This is a genomic window from Saccharospirillum sp. ABV4_185 (genome assembly GCF_056159245.1).
Map to the genome: position 1 here is coordinate 1,843,879 of NZ_JBSWUW010000001.1, position 24,310 is coordinate 1,868,188.

The 24,310-nt window shown below is 50.4% G+C and carries 20 protein-coding genes; 8 read left to right on the forward strand and 12 right to left on the reverse strand.

The window, feature by feature from the left end; translation table 11 throughout:
• Nucleotides 1-177: 177 nt before the first annotated feature.
• On the forward strand, nucleotides 178-561 hold the full coding sequence (locus ACXAE6_RS08660) for a RidA family protein (RefSeq protein WP_392801611.1): 384 nt from the start codon (nucleotides 178-180) through the stop codon (nucleotides 559-561).
• 26 nt (nucleotides 562-587) lie between these two features.
• Here ACXAE6_RS08660 and ACXAE6_RS08665 read toward each other — a convergent pair whose 3' ends face one another.
• Nucleotides 588-734 carry a hypothetical protein gene (locus tag ACXAE6_RS08665; protein WP_392801614.1) on the reverse strand — a complete coding sequence of 49 codons (147 nt, stop codon included), beginning with the start codon at nucleotides 732-734 and terminating at the stop codon, nucleotides 588-590.
• A gap of 81 nt (nucleotides 735-815) precedes the next feature.
• Between ACXAE6_RS08665 and ACXAE6_RS08670 the strand changes: the two genes are divergently transcribed.
• Together ACXAE6_RS08670 and folE are read left to right on the forward strand one after the other, a co-directional pair.
• The gene (locus ACXAE6_RS08670) at nucleotides 816-1,781 is read left to right on the forward strand and encodes an LpxL/LpxP family acyltransferase (protein WP_475146550.1); all 966 of its coding nucleotides are present in this window, start codon (nucleotides 816-818) and stop codon (nucleotides 1,779-1,781) included.
• A gap of 65 nt (nucleotides 1,782-1,846) precedes the next feature.
• Nucleotides 1,847-2,491, forward strand: a complete 645-nt coding sequence (gene folE / locus ACXAE6_RS08675; RefSeq protein WP_475146551.1) for a GTP cyclohydrolase I FolE — start codon at nucleotides 1,847-1,849, stop codon at nucleotides 2,489-2,491.
• A gap of 97 nt (nucleotides 2,492-2,588) precedes the next feature.
• Here the strand turns inward: folE and ACXAE6_RS08680 are convergent, their stop codons facing one another.
• The 5 genes from ACXAE6_RS08680 to cobU are packed head-to-tail and all read right to left on the reverse strand — an operon-like array spanning nucleotide 2,589 to nucleotide 6,831.
• Nucleotides 2,589-3,899, reverse strand: coding sequence for an NAD(P)/FAD-dependent oxidoreductase (locus ACXAE6_RS08680; protein ID WP_475146552.1), 1,311 nt, complete (start codon nucleotides 3,897-3,899; stop codon nucleotides 2,589-2,591).
• A 51-nt stretch (nucleotides 3,900-3,950) separates the two neighbouring features.
• Nucleotides 3,951-4,499 (reverse strand): histidine phosphatase family protein, encoded by a 549-nt coding sequence (locus ACXAE6_RS08685; protein ID WP_475146553.1) that lies wholly within the window; start codon nucleotides 4,497-4,499, stop codon nucleotides 3,951-3,953.
• Nucleotides 4,492-5,265: an adenosylcobinamide-GDP ribazoletransferase gene (locus tag ACXAE6_RS08690; protein WP_475146554.1), complete on the reverse strand. Its 774-nt coding sequence runs from the start codon at nucleotides 5,263-5,265 to the stop codon at nucleotides 4,492-4,494. The genes ACXAE6_RS08685 and ACXAE6_RS08690 overlap by 8 nt, the downstream gene beginning before the upstream one ends.
• Nucleotides 5,262-6,314, reverse strand: coding sequence for a nicotinate-nucleotide--dimethylbenzimidazole phosphoribosyltransferase (cobT, locus tag ACXAE6_RS08695; RefSeq protein ID WP_475146555.1), 1,053 nt, complete (start codon nucleotides 6,312-6,314; stop codon nucleotides 5,262-5,264). The genes ACXAE6_RS08690 and cobT overlap by 4 nt, the downstream gene beginning before the upstream one ends.
• Nucleotide 6,315: 1 nt before the next feature.
• On the reverse strand, nucleotides 6,316-6,831 hold the full coding sequence (gene cobU, locus ACXAE6_RS08700) for a bifunctional adenosylcobinamide kinase/adenosylcobinamide-phosphate guanylyltransferase (protein ID WP_475146556.1): 516 nt from the start codon (nucleotides 6,829-6,831) through the stop codon (nucleotides 6,316-6,318).
• A 767-nt stretch (nucleotides 6,832-7,598) separates the two neighbouring features.
• On the opposite strand from cobU, the gene ACXAE6_RS08705 reads away from it, so the two are divergent.
• Both ACXAE6_RS08705 and ACXAE6_RS08710 read left to right on the forward strand, forming a co-directional pair.
• Nucleotides 7,599-8,120 (forward strand): hypothetical protein, encoded by a 522-nt coding sequence (locus ACXAE6_RS08705; protein ID WP_475146557.1) that lies wholly within the window; start codon nucleotides 7,599-7,601, stop codon nucleotides 8,118-8,120.
• A gap of 212 nt (nucleotides 8,121-8,332) precedes the next feature.
• Nucleotides 8,333-8,614 carry a hypothetical protein gene (locus ACXAE6_RS08710; protein WP_475146558.1) on the forward strand — a complete coding sequence of 94 codons (282 nt, stop codon included), beginning with the start codon at nucleotides 8,333-8,335 and terminating at the stop codon, nucleotides 8,612-8,614.
• A gap of 168 nt (nucleotides 8,615-8,782) precedes the next feature.
• Here the strand turns inward: ACXAE6_RS08710 and avs3b are convergent, their stop codons facing one another.
• The 3 genes from avs3b to ACXAE6_RS08725 form a co-directional block, all read right to left on the reverse strand.
• The gene (avs3b, locus tag ACXAE6_RS08715; RefSeq protein ID WP_475146559.1) at nucleotides 8,783-9,532 is read right to left on the reverse strand and encodes an AVAST type 3 anti-phage proein Avs3b; all 750 of its coding nucleotides are present in this window, start codon (nucleotides 9,530-9,532) and stop codon (nucleotides 8,783-8,785) included.
• On the reverse strand, nucleotides 9,456-15,731 hold the full coding sequence (gene avs3a, locus ACXAE6_RS08720; protein WP_475146560.1) for an AVAST type 3 anti-phage nuclease/ATPase Avs3a: 6,276 nt from the start codon (nucleotides 15,729-15,731) through the stop codon (nucleotides 9,456-9,458). The genes avs3b and avs3a overlap by 77 nt, the downstream gene beginning before the upstream one ends.
• Before the next feature lie 1,035 nt (nucleotides 15,732-16,766).
• Nucleotides 16,767-16,997 carry a tyrosine-type recombinase/integrase gene (locus ACXAE6_RS08725; RefSeq protein ID WP_475146561.1) on the reverse strand — a complete coding sequence of 77 codons (231 nt, stop codon included), beginning with the start codon at nucleotides 16,995-16,997 and terminating at the stop codon, nucleotides 16,767-16,769.
• 220 nt (nucleotides 16,998-17,217) lie between these two features.
• Here ACXAE6_RS08725 and ACXAE6_RS08730 point away from each other — a divergent pair, with 220 nt between their 5' ends.
• From ACXAE6_RS08730 to ACXAE6_RS08740, 3 genes are all read left to right on the forward strand, one after another.
• Nucleotides 17,218-17,478 carry an Imm32 family immunity protein gene (locus ACXAE6_RS08730; RefSeq protein ID WP_475146562.1) on the forward strand — a complete coding sequence of 87 codons (261 nt, stop codon included), beginning with the start codon at nucleotides 17,218-17,220 and terminating at the stop codon, nucleotides 17,476-17,478.
• 107 nt (nucleotides 17,479-17,585) lie between these two features.
• Complete coding sequence (locus ACXAE6_RS08735; protein WP_475146563.1) at nucleotides 17,586-18,686, forward strand: hypothetical protein; 1,101 nt, start codon at nucleotides 17,586-17,588, stop codon at nucleotides 18,684-18,686.
• Nucleotides 18,687-18,781: 95 nt separating this feature from the next.
• Entirely contained in the window at nucleotides 18,782-19,747 is a 966-nt protein-coding gene (locus ACXAE6_RS08740; RefSeq protein WP_475146564.1) for a DUF4917 family protein, read from the forward strand.
• A 1,121-nt stretch (nucleotides 19,748-20,868) separates the two neighbouring features.
• Here ACXAE6_RS08740 and parE read toward each other — a convergent pair.
• From parE to ACXAE6_RS08755, 3 genes are all read right to left on the reverse strand, one after another.
• On the reverse strand, nucleotides 20,869-22,770 hold the full coding sequence (parE, locus tag ACXAE6_RS08745; protein ID WP_475146565.1) for a DNA topoisomerase IV subunit B: 1,902 nt from the start codon (nucleotides 22,768-22,770) through the stop codon (nucleotides 20,869-20,871).
• Nucleotides 22,771-22,946: 176 nt separating this feature from the next.
• Nucleotides 22,947-23,744 carry a 3',5'-cyclic-AMP phosphodiesterase gene (gene cpdA / locus ACXAE6_RS08750; RefSeq protein WP_475146566.1) on the reverse strand — a complete coding sequence of 266 codons (798 nt, stop codon included), beginning with the start codon at nucleotides 23,742-23,744 and terminating at the stop codon, nucleotides 22,947-22,949.
• A gap of 122 nt (nucleotides 23,745-23,866) precedes the next feature.
• On the reverse strand, nucleotides 23,867-24,310 hold the full coding sequence (locus ACXAE6_RS08755; protein ID WP_475146567.1) for a DUF1249 domain-containing protein: 444 nt from the start codon (nucleotides 24,308-24,310) through the stop codon (nucleotides 23,867-23,869).

Below are 24,310 nucleotides of genomic sequence, written 5' to 3' on the forward strand. Positions count from 1 at the left end.
GAGCGAACGAACTCCCGCAATAAGGGAAAAAGGATGAATGTTAGCGGATTGTAGTGCTTTGTAGTTACGCCGCAATTGGCGATAATGCGTGGCTCACTTTTTCAGCGCTGTCAGTCGGCGATATGGCCGGGCTGAAGCCGACATTCATAATAAAATCGACTCAAAGAGAGCCTCACCATGAACAAGAGCGTTATCAGTACCGACCAGGCCCCGGCGGCGATTGGTCCCTATTCGCAAGCCATTAAGATGGGCGACACCGTCTATCTGTCGGGCCAGATTCCGCTGGTGCCGGAAACCATGACGCTGGTTGACGGCGACATCTCCGCTCAGGTGCATCAGGTGTTCCGTAATCTGCGCGCTGTTTGTGAAGCGGCCGGCGGCAGTTTGCAGGATATCGTCAAGCTCAATATCTACCTGACCGACCTCGGCCACTTCGCCACCGTCAACGACATCATGACCGAGTATTTCGTGCAGCCATACCCGGCGCGCGCCGCTATCGGCGTGGCCGAACTGCCCAAGGGCGCGAATGTGGAAATGGATGGAGTCTTGGGACTGGCTTAAGCCAGCCCGGCAGGGAAGCGTGACGATTAAGCGCGGCCGGCTTTTTTGCGCGCCTTCAGGGCCGCGCGCGCATCCTTGTAGCCTTGCCAATGGACTTGCAAGGCCGCCAGAGCACTGAGCAGCTTATGGGCGCCGCGGCGGCGAGTGAGAATTTTAGGCAGAGGCTTAGCCATTGTCTGAATGTCCTGATTTGCAATCGCCCGGCTGGGCCGGTTTTGATAAACTAGAGCGTCATTTAACGATCCCGGCCCAGCATGCGTCAAGCCAAAGCACCTCGTCCCCGAAAAACCCGCCAACGCGATTCACGCGTAACCGATCGCTTCCGTTATCGCGATTTCCTTGCCCCGCGTTATTGGGGACCCTGGCTGTTTATCGGTTTTATGCACTGCATTGGCCGGCTCAGCGAACGCGGCCGGGTACGAGTGGCGCGCTGGTTAACGCCGATCCTGATGGCGGCGGCGCGCAGTCGTCGCCATGTTGCCGATCGTAACCTGAAAGTGTGTTTTCCCGATTTGAGCGAGACCGAGCACCGCGAGCTGCTTAAACGCAGCTTCTTCTCCTACATTCTCGGCATGTTGGAAACCGCGCGTTCCTGGGTGAAACCCATGGAGCCGATGCGCGATAAAGTCCGCTGGGAAGGCCTCGAACATCTCGATGCCGCTCAGCAGCAGGGCAAGGGAGTGTTGTTAGTGGGTGGTCACTTCACCATCCTCGATATGGCCGGTGCTTTGTTTGGTCTGATTCGCGAATACGATCTGATCTACCGCAAGCACGACAACGAACTGCTCAACTACTTTATGACCCGGTCGCGCGAACGCTGGTGTTCACGCAGCATCGCCCGGCGCGATATGCGTGGCTTGATCCGGTCGCTGCGTGAAGGCCGCATCGTCTGGTACGCACCGGATCAGGATTACGGTCGCAAGGCCTCCACCTTCGTGCCGTTTTTCAACATTCCCACCGCCACCGTCACCATGACCACCAAGCTCGCCAAATCGAGCGGCGCGGCGGTGGTGCCGGTGTTTTTCTATCGCGATGAAGATCCGTGCCGTTATGTGGCGCGCTTTGAACCCGCCTTGCCGATTCCCAGCGACGATGAAGACGCCGACGCCCGGGTATTCAACGAATGGCTGGAAGCCAAGGTGCGCGAACAACCCGAGCAGTATTTGTGGTTGCACAAGCGCTTTAAGACCCGCCCGGAAGGCGAACCGTCGGTCTATTGATCGGCGGTCATCCGACACGCTAACGACGTCGTATTGCATAAACCTGCCCAGATCGGAAATTGCCCATGCTCAGTAACGAAGCCCTGGCCGTCCAGGAAGCCTTGATCGCCCGCGGATTGGAAACGCCCATGGTGCCCAATGATTTGAATCGCGATCAGAAAGTGGAGCGCATTGAGAGTTTAATGGCTGAAGTCGCCGGCACCTTAGGTTTAGATCTGACGGATGACAGCCTGGTGGAAACGCCATTGCGCATCGCCAAAATGTACGTCGACGAAATTTTCTCCGGCTTGGATTATCAGCACTTCCCCAAGATCACCCAGATCGATAATAAGATGAACGTCAACGAAATGGTGCGGGTGCGCGACATCGAAGTGTTGTCGACCTGCGAGCACCACTTCGTCACCATCGATGGGCTGGCGACGGTGGCCTACTTGCCGAAAGAAAAAGTCATCGGTCTGTCGAAGATCAATCGCATTGTACGCTTCTTCGCGCAACGCCCGCAGATTCAGGAACGATTGACGCAGCAGATTCTGGTGGCGTTGCAGACCTTGCTCGGCACCGAGGACGTAGCGGTACAGATTGACGCCACGCATTACTGCGTGAAGGCCCGCGGCGTTCGCGACGGCCAGTCGCGCACGGAAACGCGGGCATTGGGTGGGGTGTTTTTGCAGGACGCGGCGCGGCGGAGGGAGTTTTTGGGCGCCGTTTGAGGCCGCGCCCGGGAGACGCAGGTTTGTCGGGCGCCGGCGGCGCCCGTGCAGTAATTAGCGTCTCCCGTTAAGCATCAAGCAGGCGCCGCCAGGCGCCTCAATGCAACTTCAACCTCGGCCGAATGGCATGGTTCAGCCGGTCAATTAACGCCAGCATCAGGGTTCTCGTCACGCCGTGCAGCGCCATCTGATGTTGGCGATAGAGGCTGATATAAACCATCCGCGCCAGGCGACCTTCGATCATCATCGAACCGCGCGTCAGATTCCCCATCAGGGAACCGACAGTACTGAAACGGCTTAGGCTGATCAGTGAGCCGTGGTCTTTGTAGTGGTAATCCACTAAAGCCTTACCGGCTTTTTGGCGTTTAAGGTTTTTCAGAATGTGGCTCGCCATCTGGTGCGCAGACTGAGCGCGTGGTGGCACCCAGCTGCCATCGCTTTGTGGGCAGGCGCAGCAGTCGCCCAGCGCCCAGATGCGTTCGTCGCGCGTCGTCTGCAAGGTCTGGTTGACCATCAGTTGGTTGTTGCGCGCGCTTTCCAGCCCGGCCAGATCCTTAAGGAAATTCGGTGCGCGAACACCGGCGGCCCAGACCATAATGTCGCCGTCGATCATCTCGCCTGCGTCGGTTTCCAGCGCGCCGTCGTGACCGCGTACCACCTTGGTGTTATGACGCACCTTAACGCCCAGCTTGCCCAGCTCCTTAATCACTGAACCGGCAATGCGGTCGGGCAGTGCTGGCAGAATGCGCGGGCCGGCTTCGAGCAGACTGACCTGTAAATGTTCCGGGCCGATATGCTCCAGATCGTAGTCCTGCAACACCGTGGCGGAGTTGTACAACTCTGCCGACAGCTCAACACCGGTGGCGCCGCCGCCGACAATCACCAGCTTCAGTTGGGCATCCTGACCGGCGGCGCGTTCGCGGTCTTGACGTAAAAAGGCGTTGAGCAGATGGCGATGAAAACGTTCGGCCTGGCCGGGTGCATCGAGCATCAGGCAATGGTCGGCGATGCCGGGAATGCCGAAATCGTTGGTGACGCTGCCGAGCGCGAAGATCAGTTGATCGTAGCGCACGCGGCGTTCGTCGAGCACGGTCTGGCCTTCTTCGTCGACCAGCGGTGCCAGTATGACTTCGCGTCGGTCTCTATCCAGGCTGTAAACGCTGCCGAGGGTAAAGTGAAAACCATGGCGGCGTGCATGGCCACGGTAGTTGACCTCATCGACGCCCGCATCGAGCGAGCCGGCGGCCACTTCGTGCAGCAGCGGTTTCCACAGGTGGGTGTTGTTGCGGTCGATCAGGGTGACGCGCGCCTTGCCTTTGCGTCCCCACAGGCGCCCCAGTCGCGTGGCCAGTTCCAGCCCGCCGGCGCCACCGCCGATGATGACAATCTGTTCGATGTCGTTGCTCATGGTTAGATCCCAAAGTTTCAAAAGAAATCGGTAGCTGGCTGCTCGACCGCCTCAAGCGGTGTCGTCGGATACGAAGCCAGCGGTGTTCGGATTCAAGCGTACCGGCGTGGCGTAGGCTAACGGCCATTGCCAGCAATCATCAAAAGGACACTCTAACAAGATTGCCGCCAGGGCACGCAAACTACCAGCGTGGGCAATGATCAAATCGCCCTTATCGAGGCGGATGGTATCGGCCCAGTCGGCCACGCGCCGGTACAGATCGCGGCCGCTTTCACCACCGGGGATAACAAAATCCAGAGGTTGCTGCGCCCATCTATCGAGTCCGGCGCGATCAATAACCTCCCAGGGTTTGCCTTCCCAGTCGCCAAAATTCAGTTCCCGTAATGCGGGTATTAACTCAGCCTTTTCGTCCCAAGCCAGCGCCAGTTCCGCACAGCGTGGCGATGGGCTGGTGAACAGCCGTTGCCAGGGCGCGAGCTTTGGTTTTAACCGAGCTGCCGTTTGCGCCGGTGTTTCCAACAAGATGGGGTCGAAGTGGCCATAACAGAAGCCGGTCTCAAGCGGCGCGCCGTGACGCACGAATTGCGGGCTGTTAAACACCGCAGGCCACCCAGACCAGCAGCAACAGTAACTCCTGTAATTGCTGGGCCGCACCCAGGCAATCGCCGGTATAGCCGTCGAGGCGACGGCCGAACCAACCGATCAGAACAGCGCGCAATAACACCGCCAACAACAAAGCCCAGAGCAACGTTTGCCAAGGCAGTATCATTATCAATAGCAGTGGTAAGGCTGCGACCAGGCTGGCGCCAACACCAAAGCGCGTCGCCAGTGGTTTGCTTTTGCTAGTGGCATCGGCGCGCGCGTAGTCGAGTGTCCATAAGGTCGAAATCGCCCAGAAACGACTCCAGCCGTGTAATAAAGGCAGCAGCCAGAAAGCGCTCAGCGGCGCAGCGCTTAAAATGTAGAACAGCGCGATGCCGCGCAAGCCAAGTGTGATGACCAGCGCTGCTGCACCGTAAGTACCGAGACGGCTGTCTTTCATAATGCTCAGAGCGGCGTCTTTGCTAAAGCCGCCACCGAGGCCATCGAATACATCCGCCAAACCATCTTCGTGAAAAGCGCCGGTCAGCAGCAGGCTGGCGCCGAGCATTAAACCGACTGCCAGAGTTGTTGGTAAAACTAACTGCAGGCCATAAAAGATAAGTGCCAGCAATGCGCCGACGATTAATCCAATCCAACTGAAATAGCGACTGCCCTGGTTTAGGTAGTCGTCGTTAAACACCACCCTAGGCGGTGCTGGCAGTCGCGTGAAAAACACCCAGGCGTTAAAGAAGGCGTGATATTGGCGAGCCAGCGCAGCGATCATTCGGCGTCACTCCGGCTGACACCGGCGCTGTCGAAACTGGCCATGCCGCTGAGCATGGCGACCGCCGACTGAATCAACGGCCAGGCCAGCACCGCGCCAGTGCCTTCGCCCAAACGCAGGTCCAGTTGCAGCAGTGGTTTTGCGCCGAGCGCTTTGAGTAACTGGCGGTGACCACTTTCATCGGAGCAGTGGCTGAATAAGGCGTAATCGACAATGGCCGGCTGATCTTTCCAGACCGTCGCTAAGCTCGCCGTCGCCAAAAAGCCATCGACGATAAAGGCATGGCCGGCTTCGGCCGTGGCAGCCATCGCGCCGGCCAGCATTGCCAATTCCAGGCCGCCAAGATGCTGCATAATTGCCGCACCATCCTTTAGCTGTGAGTTGTGCAGGCGTAACGCAGCCTCGATAACGTCGGCCTTGTGTTGTTGCATCGGCTTCGAAGCTCCGGTGCCAGCGCCCACGCAATCTGCGGCATCGCGATTACAACAGGCGGCCATCAAAGCCGCTGCGGCCGTGGTATTGCCGATGCCCATTTCGCCAAAGCTGAGCACATCGGCGCCAGCTTTGAGCGACTGTCGTGCTAACTCCGCGCCGGTGCTGATCGCCTGCTCAAACTGTGCCTGTGACATAGCCGGTTGTTGAGTAAAGTCGGCACTGCCGTTGCCAAGGCGGGCCTGAATTAAATCGACATGATCGTCCAGCGGCTCGGCATTCAAACCAGCATCGACCACTTTGAGTGGCACCGAATGTTGTCGGCAAAATTGATTAATGGCCGCACCGCCAGCGAGAAAGTTCTGCACCATCTGGCGCGTTACGCTGCTTGGATAGGGGCTGACGCCCTGAGCACAAACGCCATGATCGGCGGCAAAGACCCAATGATGCAACGCGCCCAGCTGTGGCTTTGTCGTTTGTTGAATGCGGGCAATCTGTGCGGCGATGGTTTCCAACTGCCCCAGCGAACCCGGCGGTTTGGTCAGGTTATCGAGCCGTTGCTGGATGGATATATCGAGATCGGTCGGCAGGGCGTTAATGGCAAAAGAATAGGGCATATCAGGGCGCTTTTAAGGTTTGTGGCAAGCCGGCGACGACCCAGGTCACTTCATCGGCCAGTTCAGCAATGGCCTGATGCAACCAGCCGGCTTCATCGACAAAACGCCGGCTCAGTTCGCCCAGCGGTACGATGCCCTGACCGACTTCATTGCTGACCAGCAGCCAATCACCTTGGCTGTTTTGCAGCGCATCGAGAAACGCCTGGCGCTGGGCGGGCCAGTGATCGGGATTTTCCGTCAGCCAGTTACTGAGCCAAAGCGTCAGGCAATCGACCAGAATGGTGTTACTGGTGTGGTCGAATTCGGCCACGGCAGCAGCAAGATCAAGCGGGATTTCATGGCTTTGAAAGCGGGCGTCGCGCCCGGCTTGATGGTGTGCAATACGCGCCTGCATTTCGGCATCGCCGGCGCGGGCGGTGGCTAAATAATGCAAACCACCGGCGCTATGCAGCGCGCGGTTTTCAGCAAAGCGGGATTTTCCGGAGCGGGCACCACCGAGGATCAGATGTACCGCCATAGAGGATCCCGCTCCTGATCAGTTGCCGACTCAGTGTCGATTGTACCAATAAATTATAAAACCGGTGCCGAGAACACTGGCCTCTAGAGGTTTAATACCAATACTTTATAAGCACATTTGTACCATTAAATTATAAAATCTCACACTTTTGCACCACTGCCATAGTCCATGTATATGATGGGATTGATAGTAATAGCTTAGGGTGATTTTTATTGGAAAGATGTCCGGCACGTGGGGTTTCAAGTTTTCGAAAGCAACATCCTGTTACATGGCCCTGTTTGTGAAAATCGATTTATCCAAGCAATCTAATGGTAATGCTCGGGAGTTTACATGTGGCTGTAGCCACAAGTACTAGAGTTACAGGGTATATGCTTTTTTTCTAATGTTAGACTGAAATTTTTAGGAGAGACCGATGCCACTATATGAAACGAATTGTAAGCTGCCGGTTGAAGTGCAAGCGGAGGTCGACCGCAAAGCCGAAGAGCGAGTGCGCTTGATGAAGGCATATAGCAGATCCGAAGCAGGGAGACGACGCTGGGCGTTTTTGGCATCCGTTAAATCGCCAGTCAGCAGTGGTGTTTTAGCTGGTAAGTGATGGTAGTAATATTAGATGTGTGTTCGTGGCTATTAGTTAACGCTGAATTGCCGAGTTATTCATTATGATATCCTTACAGGGACATCTGCGAAACTCGGGATACGTAAAAGACGACTTTTAAGAGCCTAGAATAGTCGCTGTGATTCAATGAATCAGAGTTCCACAAACACTAATGATAATAGGTCTCGATATTAAGCCGCTGGTTGAATTAGTTCTTATAGGCGAAATTGTTACTCAAGCTAAATTTGCTGAGTTGGCAGCTTGCCAACTCGAAAGCACTACGGATCTTATAGAAACATGGTCAGCTATTCAGTCGATTTTAGTTGCTACTGCAAATGTTTCGAAGATCTTATGGCCTTCTAGTAGAGGCAGTACTCAGCGCGGAAAGCACTTGCGAAATCTTCTTGGTGTGGAAGACGATAATTTACTCTCCGAGCGGACTTTTCGAAATCACTTTGAGCACTACGATGAGCGAATAGAAGAATGGTTCAAAGAAAAAAACTCTGCTGTTTACATGGACTATAGAATCGATTCTTTTAGTCCCAATGCAGATGTGCTTCCACAGATATTCCACCGAAGTTATAACCCATCTACAAAAACGCTAACCTTTCGAGGAAATTCGATCGATCTTGAAGCGATTTTATCTGAGCTCGCAAAGGTTCGAGTGAAGTGTCTTAACTTCGACCTTCCGTAAATAATGGGTATCTGTTTTTTTTAGTGTAAAAGCGGACACGATAGCAGCTATATCAATTCATTGAACCATTGCTAAATGAGAGGATTAGAGTTTAAGGCTGCTTCAATCAACAATATAGGGGTGTTTTAATCACGTTAGATAAAGGGGGCAAAGTGAACTCAAGTACATATCTCGCTTATTGGGCCGATATAGCTGCTATTGCGGGTTTTATAGTGACACTGGCTGGTGCTGGTGTCGGCATTCACGGGTATTGTGTGTATCGATGTAGTTGGAAGAGAAAGACGGACGCACTGGTTGCTTATCTCAAAAAGAAAAAGGATGAAGCCTCTGGCGACAGGAAGGGGCAGCAGACGGCGATGCACCTGATTCGTTATGTCGGACTTACGGAAGACGAGGTCCTGAAAATCAGCTTCGAGAACGAGCATGTTGAACGTTCCGTGGGAATGGACGATCAGGGGAGGGCCGACACTCTCTACTTTGAATACAAGCGATAGGTGGGCCAGCGAGTCGTAACGGTGTTGAAACTTGTCGTAAATGCGTGGGACTGGATGAAGCTTTTTATAGAGTCTCGGGACCAACTCGAAACCAGCTTTGCGTTACTGAGTAAGTCTTCTAAGACCTTTTATCATGAATAGTGTGGAAAGCTTATCTGCATATTGTAACTACTCCGAAGTGGATTCGCTCTTGGTTTTTTCTAGTCTTTGCTCTAAATCAGAAGCTAGCGATTCAGCCATTTGAAGAAACCCTTTTAGACGATTGAGGCGGTCCTCTAATCGCTCTTGCTCTTCTGCACTTGGGTTAGGCTTGGTTTCTAGATTATGTTCATTATAAATTATACGTACAATAGAAATATCGGCGTCTTCACCCACACCCGCTTCTTCAGCTAGTGCAGCCCATTCTTGAGATTCCTCAAGGGCACTTTCGGCAGCTCTTGCTAAACAATAGCGAATAAGTAATCGTGCAGAATAATCTATCCCGTCGATAACCTTTAGCCAAGACTGTGACTCTGTGTCTTGGATGTCATCGCCAGCCTCTCTTATCCTGCTAAAGAATCTTGGTGTGTGGTTATCGGGGTCAAGCTTTTCAAGAGATCGTAGTGCTGGTTTCAGGGCTTCAAAAGGTCGGCTTCCATCTGGTAGTTCATGCCGATGCTTCCAGAGATCCAGGATAGCCTCACTACAATCACGCATTCTGGATGGTCTTTCTTCGGAGGCTGCATTCTCTGCATCATATATTAACTCTGCGATATAATGGGCCATCCAGCGTCCAAGAGTATCTACGGACTGATCGAGATCCAATTCTCGGGTAAGCTTTTTTCCCAAATCGAGCACAGATCTAGAGCGTTTTGATGCTACCGTCTTTTTTAATAAGGAAGAGTCTGGCGCTTGCTGGTATGAATCTGGTTTCGTCATCGTAATTATTTTCCCAATGAGAGGAGCGGCGACGCCGCTCGATTTCTACTTTCACAATTAAATCCATTTCTAGCCTGTGTAGGAGATTGAATACAAACTGAAGAGATGATTGTAGACGAGTCCCGCTTTCTAGGTTCGAATCGTCATCGTCTCGATCACGAAAGTTTCCCCATGTATGTGAGCACAGACTATGCGTATCTTCATTTTCAACAATCCAACGTCGATTTTCGGTATCGGATTTAAGTTTCATACACTGAATAACAAATTCTGCAGGAGCAGGTGGCGGATAACTTACGGCTCCTGCCCATGGATCAAATTCGTCTAATCTACTACTTTGAGGTTGATCTATAACCCACCCTTTAAGCTGAAAACCATTAAAATCAATTTGCGAATCGCATGCATCAGGAATTCGACAATAATGTGGATTAACTGCACTTTGTAAAGCGCGTAGCAAAGCAGTAGAACGACTAGAGGAGACAAGAGCACTGCTAATATAGATAGATTCATTTCTGCGCCCCGACACCCTATTCCAGTGCCCCCACAGATTGATATTATTGTCTTGAGGGATAAGGAGTCTATCAAAGTCACTACGTGTGAGCTGCCAGCGCCAGTCTTCAGATTCTTTCTCCTCTTTCCATGCGACTTGCTCAAGCGGATGTGGGTCTCGGCGGTCAGCAAGCCAGCCATAGTCTGAACGACTTATATCATGGCGACTGAACCATTCACAAAAATCATCCTCGCATTCGTCAATGACATTATTAACAGGATACCTGCTTAAAATTTTGCCAGCGGCAACCATCATTGCATGATAGGAAAGATAAAATCGCAACTCGTCTGCACGTGGGTATGAACCATGTGAGTGGTGAGTTTCCCGATCTTGATAGATTCGTCTCTTATGTCGCTCATCTGCATCCCAGCGGCTGCTAGTGGTTAAATTCCAGTCGTCTCTTATTACCCGCAAGACTTCCCGCTCAATCAGCGATTGAGGTTTGCCAAAGCATCTTCCAAGTGGAGCCAACCAATATGGCCCTATGTCAATGCCGAAGTAAAAATTGTCTACATCATCATCGGTCTCAGAGGTGTCATGATTTATGTAGCTACTGGATTTTGATTCTAGAGGAGGGAATGGGGAGGTGTTGATGGACATTAGCCGTGACCGAAGATTGTTCTTTGGGTCTATAAGGCTAGCGTCAAGTATTGCCAGTAATGTACGTTTTGCAAACTCTCTAATTAGAACGTGAGGTTCGCTATTGAATGCAAGTTGAGTAAGAAAATCAGTGTGATCGACAAGGATAGCGGGGTAGTCCTTTGCAGCACGCGATAATCCGATTAGTAGCCATAACCGCGCATGCATGTCGTAAAAATGCAGGTTTGCATCATGAAATGCACTGGCAGAAGCTCCACTTGCAAATGCAACTAAATGATTAACTATCTGTTGGAGGTTAAAAGTGCAAAATGCACGAACCACATGGGCGGCTTCCCAACGCAGACTTGTGCGTGGTGCTGCTAGGCATCCCCAAACATATCCAGCTAGCGAGCTTTCAATATCAAGCGGTGGTAAGAAATTATTTGACCAGGGGCCATCACCATCACTGACCTCCAACACGGGATCGAGCAAGTCCAAGCCGAATGAGAGTGCTTCCAGTGCATGTTGTTTAGTCATCATCGGTGTAAGAAGGCCTACTAACGTAAACAAACGGCTCGCGCTTGCGATGTCAGAAGCTTCACCGATAGCTGTCAACACTTCTGCCAGGATTTCTTCTTCTGAGAGGTCCGATAGCTCGCATGCTATGCGAAGAGGAAGTCTTTCATAATGGCGGTTTCTAGTGATTTCCATGCAAAATCGGCGACTGAAGAATTTTATTGTTTTTGCTAGAGCTGGCTTTAAAGAAACTCGATATTTCCAGCTCTCTGGGAGGCATTCAAGCAAGTAGCGTAGGTGATAGAGATTGAAGTCGCCGACTTCGGCAACTGCTGAAATAAACTCAGCTTCTTTGCCCGTAATGACACGACCACAAGCTTCTTCAAAAAAGTGTTCAGTGTAGTATGGGGGCTCTGAATCTCTGAAGTTTCGATAGGCACTTGCAATATCGTTTGAAGAACTGAAATCAATACCGGAAAATAACTGGTCCCAATTGCGCTCGCTTTTTCTAGATATAGTGAATTGGTCGCTGGTTATATGGTGTTTGTTTTCTGTTTTCTCTTTGAGTTCAATAAAGCTTATTCTCTCAGAAATTTCCGGAATGGCTATATTGTGGGTGTCTAGTATCGATTTAAACTTCTTCCATGTTTTAGCACTTTGTTCCTCAAGCGTCATATAGCGGTAAAGAAAATCTGACAAAACTTGCTTTTCTGTCTTAGTTATATCCGCTTCTAATGCATGCTGTAGTAATTTTGGTTTATCCCATTGAGCGCGAATGGTAGTTAATGTCAGAGCAAGTTTAGGGTTCAGATCTCCGCGTGAAACGAGGAAGTTGATTGCGATAGGCAGTACTTCCTCAGACCACCCGAAATTTCTGTCTCGCCAACGGCTTAGTATTGCAATGGATGAACTTCCGCATAGGCCTGTAATTGCCTCTACAGTGGCGGTCCAATCAAAATGCTTGTCGCGCACAACATAGGCATAGGTTAGTTCTGCGCACCGGGCCAGACGAAATGCCAAGTGCGGTTCTGGCTTCTCCTGTACGGCCGCGCGCTCAGAAAGGTTCAGAAGTGCTTCCCATCGATCCAGGTTCTCATCACCGACTTTGCTGGCTACCTCAACTGCCTGATTGAAATAGAAGGCCGCTTCCGAATGGCTTTTTGTTAATATCGCCCTTGCCAGCTTTATGAAACTGTCAGACATAGACTCAGCGTCTTCACGTTCCTCAAAGCACTGCTTGAAAGCTTGATTGGCATAGTCGAATGAGTATTTTGCGGGAGCATCTGAATGTGACAATTTTCGTGAAAGATTTGTTAGTGTTGTTGTAGGTAGCGGACGATCTAGTCTTTTTATCCACTGATCGAATGTATCGATCAACTGAAAGTCAGCCTTATCATTAGTTAATAGGATATCAAGCCAAATCTTGACAGTATCATTGCTAATGCCAGAATCTTCCCGGTAGCTTAGTTTTTTTACACTCTCAGCGGCAGATTTGGCATCATCGATTTTGCCTGGAAAGTCGGCTAGTGATATTGGATGTACTAGTGCGTCAGCCCATAGCTGTATCCAGGGTAGGAGGGCGCCGACACTCTCTTTGAATTCTCGAGCTTCCTGAGATTCGGAATACGACTTGGTTGTTTCTAACTCTTTCCGTAATTCATCGTGAGCTAGCTCAATTACGTCGAGTTTTTGGCCAGTAAGCGCGGCCTTGAGCATATAGGCGCGAAGTAAAGGAATATGAAGTCCACCATGGCGTGATGCGAGGCCACGCGGAGGTGATGCGGGCATATAGCGGCTTAATAGTGCAATCAAAACACTTCGATTGCTCACAGACAGTCTATGCGCTAATTCGACAAGTGTTGTGATCATCTCGATAGAGGAAGCACCCTCATTGTGCCAATGATCGTTGTCTTTTAGTGTGATATGTCGGCTGGTAACGAGCCGAAGGGCTTTTTCAACGATGCCCTTTGGTGGAGTTCGGTATACCTCCCTTAGTTCTTGTATAATGGCAAGCGAGAGCCAAAAATTGTTTCCTGCGGCTATCGCGAGGTCATCGAGTTCGCTGAAACGACCATGATCAATAAGTCGGATCGCTAAAATTTTGCCAATGCGGAATGAAATGCTACGAGGTCGCCATCGACGGAGATAATCAGCGCAGCTTTGTGCTCCATAGATGTTTAATTGAGCGATTGCTATTTCCAGAATATCACTATCTGTAATCTCTTCATTTTGTCGCTCTTCCTCTGGAAGTCGGCTCCAATTTTCTAACCATTCATGAGCCATTCTTAACCTGGATCCAGCATCACCTAGAAGTTCACTGCGTCCAGATAATAATCCGGCTTCGTAAGCATGGTGAGACCCTACCCATCCTGAACCAAATGTGCGCCTAGAAACGAGTTCTTGTATGCGGTCGCTGTCCAAGAATTTTGAAGCTAAGTCAGTATTTGCTTGCAGCAATCGACGCTGACGTTCATCTCCGGCACTTTCACCGCCAGCTTTCAAGGCTAATTTTGCTGCATCGGTGTAACGCTTATTACGTAGACTGGCTTTAAGCGCATAATGGAGGCGCTGTAACTCGACATCTCTTTTCTCGATGGGGTTATCAATTGGGAGACCATCAGAAGATAGTGCAAGTTCGACAAGTTCAGTGAATTGTCCTGCTTCTAGTAGAAGTTGGGGTAAACTGGATGCGACATATGCACTGTTTAAGGAGAGTGGTTTTAATCCTGATACGAAGTCTGTCAGCGCAGAGTCGGTTGGTTTGAATTTCTCTCTAAACCATGTTTCGGCTGGCTCATCGAAGAATTGAATTGTATTGCCACTGATCAGCAGGGGGCGGCCGAGGTCAAGTGCAAAACTCTTGATCGCTGCTTCACTGACTCCCGACATAGATGCCAAAACAGATATGGGGATCAGTGGGCGGAGTGCGGCAATACCTGCACAGATTTTATCTATTTGAGTTCTCTCTACAGTCCCTGCAGCGTCCTGAAGTTTTGATATGGATTTTTCTAATAAGTTGCCAATCGTATCTTCAACGGTGGTTGGATTCGGGCCTAGTGCCCGTAAAGTTTCGTTAAGGGGGTAGTTTTGAGACAGCGCGAGTGCTTGGACTCGCGGGTTATGGGAGCTTAAGCGATGAAATTCGTGGATGTCTTGTTCAGTCGCCTCAGGAAACGTTTGGGTCAAATGTGCAGTCGTTTCAGCTAAGCTAAAAGGGGATAGGTTAATCCGAAGAACATCTGTTGGCGGTGCTAAATACTCTTGACGATGAGTCCTACATAAAAAGACAAAACGTACCCCTTCCGGTACTCGTTCTCGTATTAAATCTTTGACAAATGATCGGTTTTCGCCAATTTCCTCAGCTGCCATTTGTGCGTTGTCTGCTGCATCTATAACGATGCAAAGAAGTGCATCTGGATTCTGACTTCTCAAGGAATTGATGCTTTGCCTAAGGCGGTAGATGAAAGCTTTCACATAAGCTGAAGGCTCTGCATGACGGCTTGGAATTAATGGGTGGCATAAGCCTTGAGATGCCAATTCATTCGAGATTTGTACCAAGGCATCTTTGTGCCGGTGTCTGTACCCACTGGCGCTACGATATTGCCCATCACCAAAGCAGTCATATAGTACACCCACTGATCCTGTTGGCAGACCTGACTTGATGCGTGTTGCAAGTATAGATTTTCCAACACCACCATCTGCATGAATGATAATGGGAATATTTGAATCTACTATCCTTTTATGAATTTCTGGCTCTTGCTCGCGAGGAACCATGTGAGCTGTATCTTTTATGAGACACGGAGCTGGAAATAGGTAGTCTTCGTCTGTGTTCAATACTCTCAGTACATCCATCTTGGTGATTTCAGGATTCTCTGCACTAGAGGACAGGGCCTTCTTGGTTACTAGTTCTTTGAGTAAAATAGGCGCGTCAACGTCAATATCTGGCAGGTAGTTTTTGAGATCGTGGTTTAACAAATTCCATGCGTTCCATAATCCTGAGTGACTTTCATCAAGATGGAGTAGCTTGCAGAAACTTACCAATGATGCTCCGCTAAGCCCGGTGAATTTTTCGAGCTTTGATTGATTGGTTTGATTTTGAATCTTTCTGTCGCTACCTGCTTCCCGAATGCTTTCCAAGAAAGAACTGTTAATCTGGCGGTTAGAAACAAACCAGAATTCCAACTTGTTCTCCAAGTTCTCATTGGGGTATCGCTCCTGAATAGCTTTATATCTTTCTGCAAATCGGGACAGGGTCTTTTTAAGCTCGCTGGGTGGCCAATTTTTGTCGATTCTTAGTGTCGAATGCTTGACCTGGACATATCTGATGCATGTTGCCTTTTCTAGCGTGGCACTGCCGTAATATTCTCCGACATCAATGAGTTCTTCTCCTTCTGTAACAGGTCTAGAGGTGCCTCCTTCTGAGGATGACGCACCTTCGATCGTAATGGCTTTTAAAGTTGTATTTGGAAAAAGAAGAAGAAGGCATCGGCGTGCCGCCCACAAATAGTGAAATTGATCTCCATCTCGACTTGCGCGGACTAAATCGGTGTCGGACATTATTATTGTTTAATCCCTTGGTTGGTGGAGTGAATTCTCTCCAATAGCCTGAGCGATCCACGATGGGTGGTCTAGCTCAGATGGATGTTAGTGCTTTTCACTCCTTGGGCGGCGGCGGCGTTGATGAAGAGTTTCAATGGCGTGGTTTAACTGATTCAGCAAAAGCCATGCCAAGGCTCGTATTTCTTTACCTGCGGGCCTAGTCCCAAGGCTTAGCATCAAAGGTGGTACATTTTTCATCAACACTTATACACGTCCAAGTGCTTGTTTTCGAGTTCGTCCAGAGACTAGTCAGACTGTAATCCCCCAAATTTCCAACCGCAGTTATTCGTAGAGAGTTATTCAGCCTGCAATAGTCGTGTTGTTGCGACCATAAATTGTCCATAATGCCTGGAAACGCCCTATCTAAAGCATCAATGCTCTAAACGACAGGGGGTGAAGTAAAACTGGAAAATTTTCAACTTCTCTCACTAAGCCATGTTCTCCTTTAATCGCGAGGAGGAACCCAGTCGGGAAACTCTTACTCCTGAAATACTGGGTTGCTCTGAAGCCCTTCAGCTTTCCCAAACCATCTGTAATTCATACATATCGTTGAGGCTTCTTCGATTTTCTTTCCAGGTGCGGTCTTTTGCTGACTTGAAGCCACTTTTAAAGGGTTCATTGCCAAAGTTTCAGACTATGACCTGCAGACCTGTTGTTATCGGTCAGCCTCGCTGCAATCCTGTACCCACCGACCTTTCTGGCAGCTCAGGCTGGCAAGTAGGATGGGCGCGCTAGGCTACCACCTCCTCCTGGCCGGCGAGTAAGCCGTACCCCAGAGCAGCGCGGCTTCAAACGCGCCACTTGCGAATATCAGCGGCGGTTTGGGCAGCGAACAGCTCGACATGCCGTTCTGGCCCCCAACCGCACCAATACCGGACAGAAACGCGCCCACTAACATTGACCAACTTCACAGATAGCGGTATTGCTAGGTCCATAAACCGTATCCGTGGCGTGCCCCGTAACCGGCCGGGCGGTAGCGTGCCCTAAACCGCATCAGCACTGATCAACTGGACTGCCCATGCCCCGCTCGTGCAACCCCACAACAAGAGTGTAGATCTGCGTTGTCTCGATGGAACAATGCCCCAGGAACTCCAGAATATTGCGCAGGCCTGCACCCTGGCGCAGTAGTTCTGTCGCGAAGGAATGGCGGAAGGTGTGGCACGTTACCCGTTTATTGATGCCGGCCAAGTTTCCAACAGAGGATTTCTGTGCCGCATGAATCAAAAATTGGTTGGGGCACGACGACTATTCCCGGTGATTCGTGGATAGTCGTCTAAAGTGACGATTTATCCAGGATATATAGGCTGAAGAGGCACCTATCTCGAAGCATTGATAGTTTAGGCGCATCCTGCGGTAAGCCCTCCCGGCGGGCTTTAGGAGGACCCGGGGCAGTCTAGATAGTAGGCTGGTTTCTAGATATACGTCGTAAACGACATAGAATCAGATGTTAAATGTAAAAGTAGTCATGAAGATAACTGGTTATAAAAAGGAAGATACAGAACTTGATGGTTGCATGGTCTTAAGTGATGTTGGGATTATGGCATCACCAGAAATCTTAAGAGACCTTGCCGCCTTTTTGCTATCCGCTGCCGACGAAATGGAAGGGTTAGGTGAGGATTATCGTCATCTCCATCTCATGGATGAATGGCCAAAGTGGAAAGAAGGTTATGCAGATATCCAAGTTCTTAGCGAAAAATACATTTAACAAACATAGGCAACACGCCCGCAAAAAGCGCGGGCTGGACGGCTTACACTTCGCTTTGCTTCGTTCCAGCCGCCGTTGCTATGGGCGTTAGATTATACGGTACATCTATGGAAAACATTGAGGCTCAAAAACACTTTTACAGACCAGTATGCAATGAGTCTGAAATAGATCGCATCTTTAACGTAAAAAATGCAAATGATCATCTTTTGAAGCTCAGGGCTGACACTATCGTTGATCATATGAGGCTGTATAGGGTATACCGCAATAAGGCTTTAGCAGATGAAAAAAAATGGTCGCTAGAAGGCTCATTCGATCAATCTCATTATAAAGACGTTCTTGATAGACTGGATCCAGAACACAGGGATGAGTGCAGAAAAGTAACCTATGGCGATATATTTTCTAATGACCCCAATGGGATTATCTTTAATTCAGAATACGGCGTTATAACAACCATCAGTGACTCTCTAACTTTTTTTTTAAAGTTTAGTCATCTGGCGCTCTTGGATTTCGATTCTGATGTTCCAATGGAAGTCAGATTTAATTCGCTGCGTATAGCTATACGTACCATGCTAAAAACAGAAAGCATGGACTTCCTAATGGATCCTAGAGGCATTATCCCCGCAGACGTTGCTGCTGCAATACACGCACCCATAAAACTGCAAAAGCAGTTTATAGCAGGCCATGAATTTGCTCACCATATTCTAGGTCACCTGGATAAAAGCGCCTCAATAAGCCAACCAATATTTCACGCTATAAGCCCCAATGATGATGAATATAGGCGTGAGAAGGTTTTCAATAACTCTCAAAAAAATGAGTTTGAAGCTGATGTGCAGTCTATCCTCTTGCCAAACTATTCTGATTTGGAAACTGGAGAGATTCTCCATTCAGCCTTGCTTTGGTTTGGTTGTTTAGAGCTTTATCAGGCAGCTTGTGACGTCATGTTCCCATCTAGCCCTTGGAGTTACAAAACACATCCGTCTGCCAGGGAACGATACGAAAATTTACTAACTAAGATTCCGACACCAAAATCATTTGAAATATCGAACTGGAAAAATTTTCATAATTTAATTGATAATTTTACGGCTGGATTACAAGAAGATATCTCCGTAAATTTTGAAGCCTACGAGAATTATGGTTCTGCCTATTTGGCTGCTCCAAACACTCAGTGGCGAGGAAAAGAGCTTATTGATCGTGTCGATTACTATTAATCTAACAAGTCAATCAACTACGCGCCTACGGCGCCGGACTCAGCAAAGCTGCGCCGGTTATTGATGCGTTACGTGTATAGACCAAGAATTGAGTAATGATTTTAGATTGGGAAGACATCAGAGGACACCGGTTCAAGACTCTTTTGTTAGGTAACGGGTTCAGCATTGGAATTAGTGATCTATTTAGATATGAGTCGCTCTTGGATCAAATTGATCGATATGAAATTCCAATGTACCCCCTTGCAAGGGATTTATTTAACGAATACAAAGTTAATACACATAACTTTGAGGAGGTTCTTCGGGTAATTTACCATGCCAGCCTAGTGAATTTTTATAACCAAGATGCTATTAAGCAGCTATATTCCAATGTTCAAAAGTCATTAATTGAGGCAGTTTCACAATCACATGTGATGTACTCTGACGTTCCAATTGAGCACGTTGCTAAAGAGCTAAAAAAGTATAGATCCATCTTTACAACCAATTACGATTTAATTCCCTACTGGTCATTGATGGGGGCGTTTTCGTTTCGAGGATTCTGCGATTATTTCTGGTCTAGAGGTTGTGAATTTGACCTGTCTGATACTGAAATCTGGGACAGAAAAAGACCAATTTACTATCTTCATGGTGCAGTACATTTAAAAAGTGATCCAGACGGTGTCGTATATAAAGTTACAGCGTCAGAAGACCGAACACTTTCTGACATAATTAGTTCAAAAAGTATGGGTGATACGCCGCTGTTTATATCAGAAGGAAAGTCCGATATGAAATTAAAGAGGATACGTGAAAACTATTATCTTAGTTTTTGTTACGATAATCTCCTGAACTGTGAAAATAATACGGTTGTTTATGGTCACGGCCTTGATAAGGAATACGATGAACATATTTTATCTGCCCTCAAGAAGTCTCCAGCCGAGAAGTTGGCATTTAGTGTCTACTCCGAATTGGAAGCTGCGGATAAAGAAGCTTTTGCAAGTAATATCAGAGCCTATTTTGCAAAGGTAGAAAAGGAGGTTTATTTCTTTGAGTCCGCTACACATCCACTATCAATGCAAAACACGTAACAAGCGCATGTTGTCGGACTGGTTTTCCGCTGCGCTACAAACCAGCCGCAAATGAGGGCGTTAGCTGCCCGAGTTACCCACGAACAGTAGACACTGCTAATGAACAGACGTCGTAACACACAGCAGGCACATGAGCGGGCGCAAGTCGCAGCCTTCATTGATTGGCTTAACTCTAGATATCGGGCCCGGTTTGAAGTGGTGGCTGAGCCGAATCCGCCCGAGGCAATCATCAGATCGAGACGTACTACTCGATGGGTTGAAGTGACGGATGCATTCTGGAGCGATGCCTTCGCACAGGATGAATACTCCTACGCGACTCCCGGAGAAAATCATAAGTCAATTGGCAGCGGGCCGTTTATTGGCTCAGATGCCCAATTTGCCGAACGGTTTGTTGACGTCATTCGGAAGAAACTTGAGAAGCGTTCGTACATTGCCAGTAGAGAGGCTTTCGGACCAGGCTACCTTGTCGTCCCTATCATGTATCCGCTATTCAATTCGCATTCGCTCCGTTTCATGAAGGAGGCCTGGGCGAGCACTCGTATTGAGGACCTTGGGTGTTTCCGCAGCGTCTATATGTCTGTACAAATGGGGCGAGGTCCCATCGTAAGGTGGACCGAGTATGCCCGCAGCTAACAAGCGTAAGCACTTGAGGAGTGTCATGTATAAATTCGTAGAAATTCCGCGAAATGATGTCAGCGTGGAGAAAGAGAACGCATGGTTTGACCAGTGTGTGACAAACCAGATTCCCTTTATCACGGTGAAGATACGAACCAAGTATGCAGATGTCCACTGGGACTATATTACGTACTCGAAAGAAGTTGACGAGGTTCTTGAAGGTCTCGGAACAAGGCTTCGTGATAGTGCAATAAATATCTTCAAGCAGTATGCGAATGAAAATTCTCGGTACACTGCTAGCGGACATCTTGTCTGGTTTAAAAACCTAGAAACTGAGAGTGCGCGCCTAGCCGCTTCAGAGCTATATAACCTCATAGTAGACACAGTAAACCAAAGTAATGCTTAACAAAGTGTTCCAGTACGTTCCGGGCCTGACGGCCTTCCACCGGATGCCCTTTTCGCTGCGCTACAAGGACATCACTGAACAACGGCGGTAAAATTCACATTCAGCTCACCACATCCGCCAGATTACCCTTGGATTCCAGCCAGGTTTTGCGATCGCCGGAGCGTTTTTTCGCCAGCATCATGTCCATGACTTCGCGGGTCGCTTCGCTGTCTTCGGCTTCGATGCGCAGTTGCACCAGCCGGCGGGTGTTCGGGTCCATGGTGGTTTCGCGCAGCTGGATGGGATTCATCTCACCCAAGCCTTTAAATCGGGTGACCTGCGGTTTGCCTTTTTTCTTCTCCGCCTTGATGCGATCGAGAATGCCGTCGCGTTCAGAATCGTCCAGGGCGTAGAAGGTTTCTTTGCCGACATCGACGCGGTACAGCGGCGGCATGGCAACGTGCACGTGGCCGTTATCGACCAGGGTGCGGAAGTGTTTGACGAACAGAGCGCACAGCAAGGTAGCAATATGCAAACCGTCGGAGTCGGCATCGGCGAGAATACAGACCTTGCCGTAGCGCAAACCTTCGATGTTGTCGGTGTCTGGATCAACGCCCAGAGCAACGGCGATATCGTGCACTTCCTGGCTGGCCAGCAGCTCGTTGCTGTCGACTTCCCAGGTGTTCAGAATCTTACCGCGCAGCGGCATGATCGCCTGGAAGGTTCGGTCGCGCGCCTGTTTGGCGGAGCCGCCGGCTGAGTCACCTTCCACCAGAAACAGCTCTGAGCGAGCGCTTTCGACGCCCGAGCAGTCGGCCAGTTTGCCCGGCAGTGCCGGACCCTGAGTGACTTTTTTGCGCGCTACTTTCTTGGCTTGTTTGAGGCGCGATTGGGCGTTGTTGATGGCCAGTTCAGCAATCTGATCGGCGAGATCGGTGTGCTGATTCAGCCACAGTGCGAAGGCGTCTTTTACGATGCCGGCGATAAAGGCCGAAGCCTGGCGCGACGACAGCCGCTCTTTGGTCTGGCCGGAAAACTGCGGATCGCGCAGCTTGTACGACAGCACGTAATGGCATTTGTCCCAGACGTCTTCCGGGCTCAGTTTGACGCCGCGTGGCAGTAAACCACGGTAGTCGCAGAATTCGCGCAACGCATCGAGCAGGCCCTGGCGCAAGCCATTAACGTGGGTGCCACCCAGGGCCGTAGGAATCAGGTTAACGTAACTTTCCTGTACGCCTTCGCCGCCATCGGGCAGCCATTGTACCGCCCAGTCGACCGCTTCCTCTTCGCTACTGTAACTACCGACAAAGGGTTCGGCGGGCAGCGGGTCGTAAACCGCCGTGGCTGAATGCAGGTAATCGCGCAGGCCATCTTCGTAGAACCAGTGGTCGGTTTCGTCTTTTTCTTCGTTATAGAAAGTGATGCTCAGGCCGGGGCAGAGTACCGCCTTGGCGCGCAACACATGGCGCAGCCGGCTGACCAGAAATTTGCCGCTGTCGAAATATTTGGGATCGGGCAGGAAACGCACCGTGGTACCGGTTTCGCGTTTCGGACAGGTGCCGATTTCTTCCAGGTCGGAGGCCTTTTCGCCGTCGGCAAAACCCATGCGGTAGATCTTGCCGTCGCGTTTGACGGCTACTTCCAACAGCTGCGACAAGGCGTTGACCACCGAGACCCCGACACCGTGCAAGCCGCCGGAGAACTGGTAGTTCTTGCCGGAGAATTTACCGCCGGCGTGCAGTCGGGTAAGGATCAGTTCGATGCCCGGTACGCCGTGCTCGGGGTGGATATCGACCGGCATGCCGCGGCCGTTATCGGCCACCGACAGGGAGTTGTCTTTGTAGAGCACCACCTCGATGCTGTTGGCATAGCCGCCGATGGCTTCGTCGACCGAGTTATCGATGACTTCCTGGGCCAGGTGGTTGGGGCGGCTGGTATCGGTGTACATGCCCGGGCGCTTACGCACCGGGTCGAGACCACTGAGTACCTCGATGGCATCGGCCGAATAACTGCTCTGACTCATGTTGCGGTTTGCCTCGTACAAAAACGGGTTCGGCGCTGGGCCGGGTTGAATAGGCTCAAGGATACTGCCCCGACGCCGCCGGCGTCGAGTTTCGACTGAAATTTCAGGGAGTTAGGGAGCCTCTGAATAACTCCCTCTGAGTCCTGGGGGAGTTGTTCCGAGGCTTCCAGATGTACTTAATAGCCCTGGCTGCCGAAGTCGATCTCGAAATCGACATCTTCCACGCGGGACAAGCCGGTGTCGATCTGGCCATCGGCGTGCAGCTGTAGCCAGCGGTAGCCGGGGCCGGCGGTGTCGACACCGAAATCTGCCGATTGCGGTGTGAACTGCACGCAGGTCGAGGGTGTCGACAGGTAGCGAATGTCGTCAAACACCCGGTCACTGGCCTGATGCACATGGCCCCAGAGCAGACAGCGAACGTTGTTGTGACGGCTTAATATGGCCTGCAGTGCATCCGGGTTATTGATGCCGATCTTGTCCATCCACACGCTGCCCATGGAGCAAGGATGATGATGGAAGGTGACCAGGGCGTGTTTGTTTGAGTGTTGGGTGAGCAGTTGGTCGAGCAGTGCCAGTTGGTCGTCGGCCAGGTGACCGTAGACTTTTCCGGGCACGGTGGAGTCGAGCAGGATGACCACCCAGTTGTCGAATTCGTAGCATGGCCGGCCTATGGACTCGTGGCCTTCGAGCGCGGCTTTCATGTTGTCGCGCTTATCGTGATTGCCCGCTGTCCAGCGCAGCGGTGCGTTCAGCGGTTGCATCAGTTGAATAAAGCGGCGGTAGGCTTCGACCGAACCATCCTGAGCGATGTCGCCCGTGGCCAGCAGCAGATCGATATGATTCTGTTCTGCCTGGATGCGTTCAAGGATGTGATCCAGGCTTTCTTGGGTGTTCATACCCAGCAGAGTGCCATCCTGGCTGGCGTGCAAATGGGGATCGGTGATCTGCACGATATTCAGAGTTTGGTGAGTCAAAATCAAAGCCTGAAGTCCGTTTGTAGAGCGTTATTTGTACACCAAAGTAGCGCTAAAAGCGACCTCGTGGCGGCGTTTAAACGATTATTACAACGATTATGATTTTTTTGGGCGTCGTCTTGTCACTGAGCTGTCCAGGCCGGTTCAGCAATGCCGTGGCGTAGTAAATGTGCCAGCCATTCACCCAGATACAGGTTGGCCTGCGCTTTTTCGTCAATCTGATACATCCGCTCATTGGGGTAGGGATAGACGCCTGACAATTGGCGACCATTATCCCAGCTGACCACTTCGGCCATGCGGGCATCGTGGTACATGCGGATGGTCAGTTGCATATCCTGAATCGGTGCGGGCAAGGCCGGGTTGGACTTGGTTAGAATCAGCGTGGAGGTGAATTTGAAGCGCTCAATAATGGCCACTTCCATCTGCACCGGTGCCGCGGTGCTGCCGTACCAATGAAAGCGATACTGGGGTTGATCCAGATCGCCCAGCAGTTTTTCCAGACGCAGAAAATTCGCCTCGCTGAGGGCATTCTGTTCCGGCAGGTCAGGTACGTAGCGTTTTGGCAT